The following is a 13,349-nucleotide window of genomic DNA, read 5'->3' as shown; positions in this document are numbered from 1 at the left end:
CAATTGAAAGCTCCTGATACCCAAATGACAATCACTATTGCCTGGCTCCGAAGACAAGGGACTGCCGTCGAACTGTGTATGGCATCGGACAGCTGCCTGAGGAGCTACGGCGCGATGAACCAAGCACAAAAGATATTTCGTCTTATCCGTGGCGACTGTTGCCTTGCCTTCTGCGGAGATGCCCAGGTCGCATATCCGTTCTTCATTCAGGTCGGCACCGCCTTGGATAATCACATCAAGACGCGCACGCGCGCGCTCGATATCACCCACCTCACCTCGACGATCGGCAGGATGCTGAACAAGTTGATAGAGGCGTGGGACCTCCCGAAGCGGGAAAAGATTGAGCAGCTGGCAACGACACGAATTTTGGTCGGGGGCTGGTCGTGGGAAAATACGCGGTTCGACATCGGATACTTTAAGTGTGAGAGAAGCGGCCTGTTCAAATTTCATCATCAAAAGGCGAGGTCGAACCACCCTTGGCATGAAACGCAGAAATCGCTCGTGTTCCTTGGCGACTACGAGGATGACTATATGGCCAGCCTAGACGCCCTCCTGAGCAGCCGGTTCGAGCGACCAAAGGCCATCGACCAAAAGGTCACAATCAATTTTGATTACGAGCCAATTGAGGCTCTGAACGCCCTATTGGAACAACGACGACCGGACCATTCCGCGATCGGTGGTTCACCTCAACTGGTCAAAATATATCCTTTCAGCAACACGCTCCCATTTGTCATCCGCAACAGGCGAGGTCATTTTCTGATGGGACGCGCGCTTTTCGACTGGGAAAAAACGGAATACCCGATCCTTGATCTCACAGCTGACAAGGCGACCGTCCTTTATCCAATGGAGCGGATTCCGCTTCCGGCCGATCTGACCGACGTGGCACAGATCGCCGCGAAGCAAGACGCGGAGGCTAGCGCGCCCGCACGACCGGAAGTTCCATCCACTGAGTGGTGAAGCGTCGTGAGCGCTTCTTTAACTTGGTGCTTCAGCCACGTCACTCACGCACCCTGTAGCGGCCGGATAGAGGTTATGACGTCCCCAGCAATGGTCTGACCGCATCGAGCGCGGCACTGAGCCGCCGCGTCACGACGAACCAAACTGCTTGGCGAGGTCACGGAAAGTGCAGGTTCGAGCGACCAGGGTCGACATCGTTTTGGTGAATTGCATAGGTACGATCTTATCGGTGACGAGCGCGGCTTTCAACTTGATGTCTGTGACAGGAATCTTGGTTACCGCCGCCACGGCCGAAAGGTTGCCTCTGAGGAAGTCTACGCGATCGAGGTGCTTCTGGATCGGTGTGCGCTTCGTGTGACGGGTGCCCGTGGTGGTGTAATCGGCGAGGCGCTCGCCAATCTCACCGATTGTCCGATCGAGAAGCAGCCTTTTGCATTCGATGGCCCAGACCGCCCCGGTCTTTTTGTCCCAGGCCAGCACGTCCACATCGCCCAGCTCCTTCTTGCCACCGAACAGCGTCATCAGTTGGTCGGGTTGTGCATGAAGACCAATTTCCTGCAGCTTCGCCGCGACGGAATGATTGAAGGCATGGCCAAGCTCGTTGACGATCTTGCCGAGCCAGCGATCGACCTCCTTAGTGTCGAACATCTCGGCGCCCAGCCGACCGTCGACAAGACCGAACAGGCGAAAGACGACCTTGGAAATGAGCGCAGAGGCTACGAGCACTTCTGGGTCGTGGGTCTCGTCGATCTGGATGAGCGGACGCCGCGTCAGAGACAGCTTTCGGTTCATTCGCCAAGGCTGCCAGTCTCGCGCCGACGCGCCCTTCGGATTTCGCTGGCCCCACTCTGCTCGCGGCATCAGCGTGAGAGCGGAAAATGCACGCTCTGCATCAACGGCGCCGTCCATCTTACGGAAGAAGTCGAGCAATTCGCTCTTGCGCATGCTGAAACAGGCTTGTCCTACTTCGATCGCCATTTCGGCGAGGCCATGTGAGGTCGCAATGAGATGTTCCAGATCCATCCCGAACTCGGCCCGCATCGCAATCTTCAGGTCCGGATCGATCACCGGGGCCGATGGCAGCGGTGCACCGGGGGCGGGGATGTCGAACGACGTTGCGTATGAGTCAGCGGCCTCGTGGAAGGCGCGGTCGCCCTGGGCAAACATGTAGGGCACGTGGGTGTTTTCCCCAAAGCCCCTGTCGAACTGGAAGTCGCCGTTCGGCGCAACACTGAGTGGGCCCGTGGCGAGCCCATAAAAATGGGCATCACATTGACCGGCGCAGTCCAGCATCGCCGTGACCTCACCGATCAAGTCGTCGAGATCGATGTCGGTGCACGGCCGACCGCCCGTTGTCGGTGAAGTGCAGATTGCCATCTCGGCCAATGCTCGGCTCGCAACGCCGGCAGCCGATCTTCTGAGTTCGGCCTTGTTGCTCGCGTCCAGTACATCCGCTTGGTCGTCATGGAGTGCCCGCAAGGCGGCGGCAGTCTGCTGCCACTCCCGGCGGTCCCTGTCGATCGCCTCGTGGTTCAACAGCGCCCTGACGACGATCGAGCGCCGGTCCAGCTTCTCCAGCTTGTCCTTAATCCGCTCCCAGATTCTCAGCACCGCCGTCTGAAGCAGTGATCCGACATCGTTCGAAGTGACCTTCCCTGACGCTTTCGCTCCGGCGTCGAACGCCAGCCCAAGATGAGCCCAACCACGGTCCTCGTCGAACACGAAGCGGGGCGGCGGCAATGCCAGGGACGATCCGACGATGTCCGTTGCATCGCTCGCGGGAATTGCATGCGCGAAGCGGGCATCGGCCGAACGGGTCACCTCCTTGGCGAGGCGGTCCGCCCACTTCGTGTCCTGAGGCGTCCCCGCTAGTTCCGAGGCCGCGAGGGCCATGGAGGCGAGCAGTTGCGTCTCCGCGATGTTGGTCGCGTCCATGTAGCCACGCAGTGACGCGACGCCGGATCGAATGGCAATGACGTCGTCGACTATTGCGAACCGTGGACGCTCTGACGGCGTTGAATCGCTCATCGCCGCATCGGTCAGCTGATCGATGTCGGGAAATCTTAGCTGGAAGTGGATGGGTCGTTCAGGCAGGCCGGGCAGGAGCTCCTCGAGCCTCGGAGCGAGCCGTACGAGCCAGCGTTGTGCCGCGTCCCAGATCCTCGCGGAGAACGCCCTGTATGGTCCATCGACGATGGGCAACTCGACCCACCAAGCGCGGCTCGGGGTTTCCACCACCGCAAGGAACTCGCCGTTGAGGGCCTCGAACGGCGCGACGTAGAGCGGCAGGTTGCTGATCTCCTTGAAGTACGAGCTCGTGGAGCGCCGCTGCACCTCGACGAACCGGCTGACGGTCGGATCGACGACGAGATGGTAGTCCAGTACACTGCGGATGCGATGGCGCACTGCCGCCGCATAATCCGTCGCCAGCATTGCCAACGCGCCCCTTGGATATTTCCGGCTGCACGGGATCGAAGCCCTGCCTTTCGAGGTAGCCGTAAAGGTTCACGAAGTCGCCGACGCCATGGATCTCGTATCCCCGCTCATGCAGCCGCTCTTGGTGGGAGAGGATTTTCCACACGCGCTTAGCGTCGAAATCTGCGTCCCAACTCATGCGAAGCGCATCGCCGAGCCCCATGCTGATACGGTGCCATTCTGCGGGGCTTTCATCGAACCCCATGGCGATGCCTCGCCCGACGCCGCCATGGACGATCAGGGTCAGGCCCCGCCGATAGTCAGAAGAGGCCGAAAGCTGCTTTTCGAGCTGCCCGACGGCCCGAGCGCCGCGATCCAGGTCCTTGTCGTTCATTCCCTGCAGGCCGGTCGTCATTGCCTCCGAAAGCTCATCGGCGACTAATACGATCAATGCGTAACCGCCAAGATCGAATTCCGCCTTGACGACTGTCAGTTTCGATTCGGACGGCAGAGCCAGCACGGCCTGCTCGGACATCTGCATATTTTCCGCCAGGACTGCCTGCACGTCCAGCAGTTCGGCCCTGCGGATCGAAGCCTGCAACTCGACAAGGGCGCCCGCGGCAGCCGCCTTGTCGAGAATCAGTCGCCGGGCAGCCGCGCCTATCGCCGTCGGAAGCATGACCATCCAGCCGTGTTCATGTCTAAGCAGTGGAAACCGTTCGAGCGAGCTATTGGTCAGGGACTCGCTTGCCAGATTGGCCAGGTCATTCGCGTGGCCAACGAAAGGCGCAATATCGCGGGCGATAAGTCCCATCTCGAATATTTCTTGCAGATTGAAAGTGACAGCCTTCACCCCTGCCTCGACGTTCCTCGGTGCAACTTTGACCGGCGAGCCTGGCTGGGAGTTCGCTAGGATGTAGCGCACCACTCCGGCCTTCTGCGCCATTGCCTTGCCCAGTCGAAGCAGTGACATCACGGAGTGCATCGCCTCGCTCGCCCAGGCTTGCTCGCGCAACGGCAACAGCGCACCCATGATCCGCGCCAGATGATAGCCGTTGTCTTGCCAGGCTCCCTCGAGGATCGTGGCGCTACCGGACCATGACGGCACCACCGAACTGAACACGTCCTCGACCGGGTCTTCTCCGGAGCCGATGCCGTCCTTAAGGAGGATGTCATTCACCCATTCCCTAACCTGCAAGAGCGTGGGCCTCACAGTGCCTTTGCAGTTGAGGACTGCGAGGTGGATAAGAGCCTCGATGCGGAAAGTGGCGGCATGATTTTGTGGCTGGGTGAGAAGCCCGGCGAGGATTTCAACGACATGGCGCTGGCTGAACTTCGCCAGCCGAGCGCACAGTTTCGCCTGACGCTTCGCTAGTGCGTCCAAGCTAAAAATGTCGCCCGTTCGCGCTGCGGCGAACAGGGATGACAATGCGTCGATCGTCGGACCGTTGGCGGGCATGTTCTAATCCTTCAACACCTCGGCTCGCTGAATCGCGCCTGCGCGATCAGATGAGGCTGCTTTGTACCGGCGGCGGGCAGCGTCCTAACCCCGCGGCAACATCGTTAGATTCGTTTGCATCGCAAAGAGTTTTGGCGAGTCCTATCAAGAAGTCGCGCCGTCCCTCTGGTGTCAAACGGAAGGGTGACTACCGGCGACCAGACGAGGGATGCCAAAGCTAGCTTCGAAGGATAGTTTGCATCCGATCCGTCAACTGACGCTGGAGCTGTGCTAACCCCTCGGCGTTGTTGAGGTATGTAATGTGTCTAATATGCCGCAAGTCAAAGGGCACGTCGTCCGCATGCCGAGTAATCAGGATGACTTCGCGTCCTAGTGTGTGGGCTATTCCGGCTTCATAGAACACGTTTGGATTGCGACCAGAGAGATCGCAGATCACGATCCGAGATCGGTCTATCAGTGACACCACATCCTGGATAATGGTGTGATGCTCCCAAATGTTGTCGGCACGATTACATCTCATCCCCACAATAGCGACGGCCCCCGCGATAGCGTCGTAAACCGCAGCAAAACCGCCGCTGAATGGCATCATGGCTGAGGCCTGTAGCGGGTCAATGCGTGGGGGTGTCGAAACGGCGAAGACGGTCGGGACATTAATGGAAGGGGCACCAAGCAGCAGACGAATTACTGTGCGATATAGGTCGCCGTCCTTTACGCTCCAGCGTGTGTGTGTCCAATCGAAGCGAGCCCTGCCGGCGCCATGACCTGAAAGACCGATCTCTGTCGCCACGCTTTCAAGCCGGTCTTGAGTGATGATGGGCACCAAGGGGTCGTATTGATACCGCAGCCGCACGGTACTGTTTGACCTGCCAACCACCTGCATCGATCCAACTCGAGCTAGCTTATCTGGCTCGCGGCCCTCAGCCATGAACAGGGTAGGCAAAAGGGCCAGCCCTGGGTCAGAGGCATTGTCAGGCACGCGATCAGCCGGGAAATCTACTTCGCCCTGAGACACGTCCGGCCAGCCGTGACCCGAAATGATTCTATTGAAGGCCACTTTCACCCCTCCGAGCTCGTTGTCCGAACCTTCGCCGCGATTGACAATTGCCGGTGCGGCACTGGGTTCAGCTGCGGCCCAACCTTTGTGAGTTAAGCGATAGCATTGGTCGGGAAGATACTCCACTAAGCACTCGTCTTCGGCCTCAGCCAAGAGTGTTTCCACAGCATCTCCATTCTTCGCGCCGACGCGGCCCGCAAGTGCGCCTGCGTAGCCATAGAGCTCGCTTTGCATCATCTGGGAACATGTGAGCGTATGATCTTTTGACGCCGAAGGTGCCATCTTTCCTAGCTACACAGATGTCCGCTTAGGGGCGCGCTCATCGTTACGGCAACGACCGAGATGAGGCGCAAACGTGTCATCTCGCCTGTTCGCTCGAAGGCCGCTTTTGAGATTAGGGCTATGGTCTGCTCAACGACCGACATGAGGCGCATTTCAGTTCGCGGCCCCACCGGTATCGTGGGAGCCGCTTTTGGTCATACCTCGGTCGCCTCGGCTAGCTCTAAGGATCTTCTACATCTACACCGAGATACCGCACTGTATTCTCGATCTTGGTGTGCCGAGCAGGATCTGAACTGCACGCGGACTGACCGAACGCGGCTATTGCGGCCACACTTTGCACACCAGAAACGGACGCAGCCGGCTCGAAGTCGAGCGCCTATGGGACGGACGAGTGCTAGTCGACCACAAGCGTCAGCGGCGCTGCGGCAAATGCGGCAAGGAAGTTGGTAAGCCAGAGCTCCCTTGAGGCCAATTCGGTGCCTCTCCCCACAGGGCGCCATTTCCGTTAGGATGCTCCGAGATGGCGGGAGGTATGACCTGGATCGCGTTCACCGTAGAATGGCTACCATCCTTGCTGCCGACGCAGTTGGCTACAGCCGGCTGATTGGCAGAGACGAGGAAGGGACACTTGCCACCCTGCGGAAGCATCGTCAGATTATTGACCGACTGATAGAGGAACATCAGGGACGGGTGTTCGGGAGCGCTGGGGACAGCGTCATCGCCGAGTTCGCAAGCCCCGTCGAGGCGCTTCGATGCGCCACTGAAATCCAGTTCCAAGTCGGCAGACAAAATGCTGAGCTGCCCGAGTCGAGCCGCCTGCGCTTTCGCATCGGCATCAATCTCGGCGATGTTGTCGTAGAGGGCGACAATCTCATGGGCGACGGTGTGAACGTCGCCGCCCGTCTGGAGGCGCTGTCACCTCCAGGTGGAATATGCATTTCGGAAGCGGTCTACACGCAGGCCCGCGATCGGCTCTCGCTCGAATTCGTCGATCTTGGCGAACAAAGGATGAAGAACATCGCCCGGCCTGTGCACGCGTACCGCGTGCCTCTCGCTTCAGAGGAGCAGGTCACGTCGCCTTTTCGAGGTCTCAACCCCTTCGAGTTCGAAAACGCCGACCTCTTCTTTGGCCGAGCTCGGGCGACTGCTGCCTGCATCGAACGCCTGGAGCAGCAGGCCGCCAACGGCAAGGCATTCCTGCTCATCTATGGTATGAGCGGTTCCGGCAAGTCTTCTCTCCTTCGAGCAGGGCTGCTGCCTTCCATCACTCGAACCGGTGCAGCGGCTGGCATCAAGTTTTGGCGCCGCTGCCTAATCCGCCCTTCCGACGCCCCTGATGCGGTCGCCTCGCTGGCCGCTGGGCTGCTTCGCGAAGGCGCCCTGCCGGAGCTGGCTTGCGAACCGGCAGCGCTGGCTCAACTCTGTTGGAGTTCGCCTGATCGAGCTCTGGCGCTCGTCCGCCAGGCTCACGCCAAAGCGGCGGCCGCCACAGGTTCAGCCTCCTCACAAGTGCGATTGGTAGTGGCGATCGATCAGATGGAGGAGCTGTTCACGACGGAGCCGGCATCGCGCGAAGTGCTAGTACGGCTCCTCGCGGCACTCGCCAGCAGCGGACTGGTCTGGGTGATCGCGACTATCCGATCGGATTTCTTTCATCGTTGCGGCGAGGTCCCCGGTTTCTGGGCACTCAAGGATGGCCTCGGCAGCTATGAACTCCTGCCGCCGACCGGCGCTGAGATCGCCCAGATCATCCGCGAGCCGGCACGCACCGCCAGGCTGCGCTACGAGGAGACAGCCGAACGGGGCCGGCTGGATGATGTCCTGCAGGAGGCAGCAGCTGCTGATCCTAGATCTTTGCCGCTTCTCGAATTTGTGCTCGACGCTCTGTACGATGCGGGGCGAGAGCGCCGGATCCTCACCTTTGCTGCGTATCAGGCACTTGGCGGCTTGGAAGGGGCGATCGCGCGCCGCGCTGACGAAGTCGTAGACGCTCTCCCGCCGGACATCCAGGAGGAGCTACCAGTCGTATTGCGTGCCCTCACCACGGTGCGCCCAAGCGATGAGGCAGTTGCGGCGCGTCCGGCCTTGCGCGCGGAAGTCACGGGCACGCCTCAACGATTGGCTCTCGTTGAGGCGTTGGTCGCCGCTCGCCTTCTCGTCAGTGATGAGGATGCCGCAGGCCACGTCTACGTGCGCGTGGCACACGAAGCTTTGTTGAGCCGCTGGCCGCGCGCTAGCGACATTGTCATTGCGAACCGGAGCTTCCTCGAGACCCGCGCTCGGGTCGCGGCTGACGCCAACCGCTGGCATGCCGACAACCGGAACCGGGAGCTTCTCCTGCCGTCCGGCAAGCGGCTCGCCGAGGGCGAGGAATTGCTGCAGTCGAGACGGGTAGAAGTCGACGATCAGATCGTCGACTACATTGAGACGTCTTCGCGTGCTGAGGCGGATAGAGAGGAGAAGGACAGGCAGGCAGAGCGGGCACTCATCGAGGCGGCTGAAGCAGCAAAGCGCGAGCGCCTGGAGCGCGAGGCCGAGCGCCGCAGTCTTGCGGCCGCGGCTGCGAGCCGGCTCGCGCGACGCACGCGCTATGCGGCCATCGTCGCCACGGCGTTGGCCGTTATGGCCAGCGCAGGCGCGTTCTTCGGGTTCAGAGCACAACAGGCAGCAACACGGCAAGCCGAGTTGGCGATGGCCGCCAAAAAGGGGGCCCTTGAGGCGCGCGATCAGGCGCTGCGCAATCAGTCTCTTTCGCTTTCGTTTCTTTCGCAGCAGATCGCGGCGAGCGGCGATACGGAGGCCGCGATCCTGTTGGCGCTGGAGGCGCTGCCGAAGAGCGGATCGGGAGCCGCGCGGCCAAATCTCTTTGAAGCAGAGGCCGCACTTTTCAACGCTCTGTTGGCACACCGCCAAACGGCGGTGTTCAAACACGACGCCGGAGTGACGCAGGCAGCCTTCAATCGAACCGGCGATCGCATCGTCACTGCATCCTACGATAAGACCGCGCGCATTTGGGATGTCGCGAATGGTAAAGAGATTGCAATCCTGAAGGGCCACGAGGGACCTGTGGAGAGAGCCGGATTCAGTCCGGACGGACGCCGGGTCATTACAGCGGCAAGGGACGGGACCGCGCGCATCTGGGATGCCGACTCTGGAGCGCAGCTTTTTGTTCTTCAGCCGGTAGGCGGCTCCTTTCCTACAGCAGTCTTTGACCCAAGCGGCGAGCGCGTGCTGACCGCGGCCGGAAACAATCAGGCTTCGCTTTGGGACCCGCGAACTGGAACGAAGATCCTGAGCGTAGACAGCCGTGGAGACGGATTGGCTGGCTTCAGCCCGGATGGTCGCAGCTTTGCGACCTCAGAAGGACAGACCGTTTTCATCTGGAATGCGAAAGATGGCGCGCTGATCCATCAATGTTTTATTGGCAGCTTTGCATCCAAGCTCACATTCAGCCCGGATGGAAGTCGGCTGTTGGTAGGCACGTGGTACACAGTTTCATTTGACAGTGTCCCCGCGCTTTGGGACCCATCGAACGGAACCGAAATCGCAAGGCTCCTTGGCCACAAGAGCGACACCCAATTACAAGGCGCAACGTTCAGTCACGACGGCCGCCGAATTGCAACGGTATCACTCGATGGTAGCGCGCGTCTCTGGGACGGAAACTCTGGAGGGCTAATTGACGTGCTCGGCCAAGAGTCCCCGAACTTGAAACAGAGTGACGCCGGGGACGACCGTGATCAGGAAATGAACAGCGCTTTCAGCCCCGACGATCGCCTCCTGGCCACCGCTTCCATAAACGGTCCGTTACGGATTTGGGACGTCGGTCGAGCGTCGCTGTTCGCCACCATCGCTGGCCATCGTGCCTTGATCGAGCACCTTGAGTTCGACCCAGTCGGTAGCAATATTCTTCTCACGGCTTCACATGATGGCACCGCTCGCCTCTGGGACGTCGACGGAATTCTGACGACTACCCTGTCCAACGCAAATCGTCCCACCTTCGCGGTGTTCAGTCCCGACAATATGCATCTTCTGACTGGAGGCGGGGACAGCGCTGTGCACCTTTGGGATGTGGTAACCGGTCGCAAGCTGGCCGACCTCGATACGCACGAAATCGTCCAGAACGCAATGTTCAGCCCCGATGGAAGTCGCATTGCAACCGCATCCCTCGCGGGCCGAGTCCTCATCTTGGACGTCGCGAGCAGGAGCGAGATCGCACGGCTCAAATTTCCAGGCGGGCTGTTTCAAATTCAGTTCAGTCCGAAAGGAGACCTCCTGGAGGCGAGTTCGACCGACGGCACCGCGCGGTTGTGGAACGCGGCGACTGGCGCCGAGGTCTCCACTATCCAAACAAGTGCGCAGGTTGTTTTCGACCCGGACGGCGATCTCGTCCTCGCCGCGACCAGCGACAACGCCGCGCACCTGTTGAAAACGGACGGGACCGAACTGAAGAAACTGGTCGGACATGAGGGTCGAATAACCGGGGCAACGTTCAGTCCGGACGGCCAACTGGTCGCCACGGCCTCGCTCGACCACAGCGCGCGGATCTGGACAGTCAAGGACGGGAGCACCCTCGCCATCCTGAGTGGTCACCGCGATGAGCTCACCGAAGTCGAGTTCAGCTCGGATGGTCAGTCGCTTCTGACTGCCTCACGCGACGGCACCGCACGAATCTGGAGCGTCCTGGACGGAAAGGAAAGGCTCGTTCTCAGGGGGCACACCGGCGCAGCGACCAGTGCGCAATTCAGTCCTAACGGGCACTATGTCCTGACAGCCTCAACTCAGGACGGCACGGCCCGGCTCTGGGACGCGCGGACAGGACGCGAGATGGCAGTGCTTGCCAGTTCGAAGGATGAGCACAAGCGGTCGGCACCGATACGCGCGGCCTTCAATTCAGATGGAACGAGGGTCGTGATCGTGCCCTATGATGAAGACGTTCGCCTCATACGGGTTTTTCAGACACCCCAAGATCTCATCGATTGTAAGCGCTATTTTCGCTGCACGTTGACGCGAGCGCTTTCGACGGATGGCCTTCGAATCGGGAACGGTATCTGGTCTGATCAGGCTGCTGTTGCTTTGGCGAAGTTGAAGGGCAGCAGATCCTCGATGGCTGCGTTCTCGGGGCGCTGAGGTAGTTCAGTGAGGACGTGGCGCAGCCACGCTAACGGCTCGACGCCACAGGCGCGGCAGGTCAACATCAGGCTGTAGATGACGGCGCTGGCCCTGGCTCCGTCGACGGTATCGCTGAACAGCCAACTTTTCCGGCCAGTGGCAAAGATTCTGATGTCACGCTCGAGAAGATTGTTGTCGATCGGCATGCTGCCGTCCTCGGTGTAACGAGTCAGATATCCCCATTGGTTCAGGGTGTAGGAGACGGCGTCGCCGAGCTTGCTGTCCGGCAAGACTTTTGGGGCGATGTCGTCGAGCCATGCCTTGAGAGCATGGAGGATCGGGACACTATGTTGCTGGCGGAAGTGGCGAATGCAGTGATCTCGCGTTTCGCCGTCATCGGGGATTTCGTTCCGCGCCTGCCTTTCAACCCGATAGAGCTGTTCAAAGAACCGGAGCGCCTGTTCCGGCGGGCCGCCGCCTTTCTTCCTCGCCTTTAGGGCATCGACGAAGCGCCGCCTGGAATGGGCCATGCAGCCAAGATGCGTTGCCCCTTCCAGCGTGCGCCAGGCGGAATAACCGTCACTCATCACGATGCCGCGGTAATCGCCCAAGAAGGTCTGCGGGTGTATCTGGCCGCGACCCGGCTGATAATCGAGCAGCACGATCGGCTCGTCACTGTCGTGGCCACTCCGGTATGCCCACATGTACGAGGTGCTGGTGGCCTCTCTGTCCATTTCCTTCAGCACCTGGACCGTGGTCTCGTCGCCATGGATGAGGGGCTGCGATCTGAGCCGCAGCTTCAGCACGTCATAGATGCGGGCGAGATGCTTTTCGCTCGAGCCGATCACCCAGTGACCCAGAGCGCCACGGCTGACAGGAACGCCCGCGCGCTCGAAGGCCTGCGCCAGGCGGTAGAGCGGTGTGCCGTCGACGTATTTGTGAACGAGCGCGAAGGCCAGCGTCGAAGCCGTGGCGATGCTGCCAGGCAAGGGTTGCGCGGGCATCGGCGCGGTCACGACCGGCGTGTTGATGCCGGTACGGTCGCAATGACGGCAAGCATATTTGAACCGCACATTCTGCAGGACCTTCGCCTTCACCTCGATATGAAGTTGCTCGGTAACGGCCTCGCCCATGCGATGCATCTGGTGACGGCAGCAAGGACAAGCCTTCTGATCGTCGGGAAGGTCATACTCGACGCGCTCGCGCGGCAGGTTTTCCGGCAAGGCCTTGCGGCCGCGCTTCTTTCCCGTCGCCCCTTCGCTCGCCGGCAAGCCCGTGTCCGGCAGGACAACGACGCCGCCATCTTCGTTGTCGGCGGCGTCCTCATCCGCGGCCTGTTCGGCTTCATTGAAGAGGCGGTCAATGTGCTTTTCACTGCGCGGCGCAAAACGATGCAGTCGTGCAAGCGCCAGCTCTTCCTCGAGTTTGACGACGCGTTCGGTGAGTTGACGGTTCTGCGCCTGCAGCGCAGCAATACGCGCCATCAACGCTTCAACAGTCGGTTCGCCGGGTCGATTCATCAGATTCTTGAATCGAAAGCATGCCGCCGCGTCAACCGCTCAATTCGAGAGCCCTCAACCGGCAACCTGATATTGCCGCACCGGATGGCGGACCATCGCATCGATGTCGATGCCGTCGAGGATCCAGTGCAATTGCTCGGTCGTAAGCGTGACCACCGCTGCCTCCCGGCGCGGCCACCGGAACTTGTCCTCGGTCAGCCGCTTCATTACCAGCACAAAGCCCGACCGATCGAAGAACAGGAGCTTCATCCGGTCGCGACGGCGATTGCAGAACGCAAAAACCGCCGGAGCAAACGGATCGAGCGCCATCGTCTCTTGGACCAGAACCGCAAGGCTGTTGATGCCGGCCCGGAAGTCGATCGGCTCGCGGTGCAGGTAGACTTTCAGGTCAGCGCCCAGTCTGAACATGACCCAGTGCTCCGATGGTCGCCGTCAACGCATCCACATCACCGCATTCCAGCGTCAACTTCACGCCGTTCGGCAGCGACGCGCTCACCTTGGCTGGAGAGGAAAAAGGCGCTGTCCTTTTCGATGCCGACCTACGTGCCCCATC

General features: G+C 60.4%; 6 protein-coding genes and 3 pseudogenes. 2 read left to right on the top strand and 7 right to left on the bottom strand.

Annotation, left to right across the window (positions count from 1 at the left end; genetic code table 11):
* The first annotated feature begins 114 nt into the window (after positions 1–114).
* Positions 115–957 carry a hypothetical protein gene (locus tag NKI39_RS29570; protein ID WP_352836239.1) on the top strand — a complete coding sequence of 281 codons (843 nt, stop codon included), beginning with the start codon at positions 115–117 and terminating at the stop codon, positions 955–957.
* A 129-nt stretch (positions 958–1,086) separates the two neighbouring features.
* Here NKI39_RS29570 and NKI39_RS29565 read toward each other — a convergent pair whose 3' ends face one another.
* From NKI39_RS29565 to NKI39_RS34365, 4 genes and pseudogenes are all read right to left on the bottom strand, one after another.
* Entirely contained in the window at positions 1,087–3,390 is a 2,304-nt protein-coding gene (locus tag NKI39_RS29565) for an anti-phage protein Upx-like protein (RefSeq protein ID WP_352836234.1), read from the bottom strand.
* Between the two features lie 67 nt (positions 3,391–3,457).
* Positions 3,458–4,831: pseudogene (locus NKI39_RS34370) on the bottom strand (anti-phage protein Upx-like protein); the annotation flags it as partial.
* Between the two features lie 217 nt (positions 4,832–5,048).
* Positions 5,049–6,122: a hypothetical protein gene (locus tag NKI39_RS29560; RefSeq protein ID WP_352836231.1), complete on the bottom strand. Its 1,074-nt coding sequence runs from the start codon at positions 6,120–6,122 to the stop codon at positions 5,049–5,051.
* Between the two features lie 239 nt (positions 6,123–6,361).
* Positions 6,362–6,467 (bottom strand): annotated as a pseudogene (locus NKI39_RS34365) (integrase); the annotation flags it as partial.
* A 258-nt stretch (positions 6,468–6,725) separates the two neighbouring features.
* Here NKI39_RS34365 and NKI39_RS29555 point away from each other — a divergent pair.
* A complete protein-coding gene (locus NKI39_RS29555) occupies positions 6,726–11,294 on the top strand; it encodes an nSTAND1 domain-containing NTPase (protein WP_352836228.1) in 4,569 nt (1,522 codons plus the stop codon).
* Here the strand turns inward: NKI39_RS29555 and tnpC are convergent.
* From tnpC to NKI39_RS29540, 3 genes and pseudogenes are all read right to left on the bottom strand, one after another.
* Positions 11,225–12,796 carry an IS66 family transposase gene (tnpC, locus tag NKI39_RS29550; protein ID WP_352493672.1) on the bottom strand — a complete coding sequence of 524 codons (1,572 nt, stop codon included), beginning with the start codon at positions 12,794–12,796 and terminating at the stop codon, positions 11,225–11,227. The two genes, NKI39_RS29555 and tnpC, sit on opposite strands and share 70 nt — an antisense overlap.
* Positions 12,797–12,850: 54 nt before the next feature.
* The gene (tnpB, locus tag NKI39_RS29545; RefSeq protein ID WP_352469379.1) at positions 12,851–13,204 is read right to left on the bottom strand and encodes an IS66 family insertion sequence element accessory protein TnpB; all 354 of its coding nucleotides are present in this window, start codon (positions 13,202–13,204) and stop codon (positions 12,851–12,853) included.
* A pseudogene (locus tag NKI39_RS29540) lies at positions 13,185–13,349 on the bottom strand (IS66-like element accessory protein TnpA); the annotation flags it as partial. The gene tnpB and the pseudogene NKI39_RS29540, both read right to left, overlap by 20 nt.

The organism is Mesorhizobium sp. M0664, from assembly GCF_040320565.1.
In the GTDB taxonomy this organism is placed as follows: Bacteria; Pseudomonadota; Alphaproteobacteria; order Rhizobiales; family Rhizobiaceae; genus Mesorhizobium.
This window is presented reverse-complemented; position numbering and strand designations above follow the sequence as displayed.

What these genes read in the sequence shown, in the direction of transcription:
- NKI39_RS29560 (WP_352836231.1), bottom strand. Translation starts at nt 6,122, where the DNA reads ATGATGCAAAGCGAGCTCTATGGCTACGCAGGCGCACTTGCGGGCCGC.
- NKI39_RS29565 (WP_352836234.1), bottom strand. Translation starts at nt 3,390, where the DNA reads ATGCTGGCGACGGATTATGCGGCGGCAGTGCGCCATCGCATCCGCAGT.
- NKI39_RS29555 (WP_352836228.1), top strand. Translation starts at nt 6,726, where the DNA reads ATGGCTACCATCCTTGCTGCCGACGCAGTTGGCTACAGCCGGCTGATT.
- NKI39_RS29570 (WP_352836239.1), top strand. Translation starts at nt 115, where the DNA reads ATGAACCAAGCACAAAAGATATTTCGTCTTATCCGTGGCGACTGTTGC.
- tnpB (WP_352469379.1), bottom strand. Translation starts at nt 13,204, where the DNA reads ATGTTCAGACTGGGCGCTGACCTGAAAGTCTACCTGCACCGCGAGCCG.
- tnpC (WP_352493672.1), bottom strand. Translation starts at nt 12,796, where the DNA reads ATGAATCGACCCGGCGAACCGACTGTTGAAGCGTTGATGGCGCGTATT.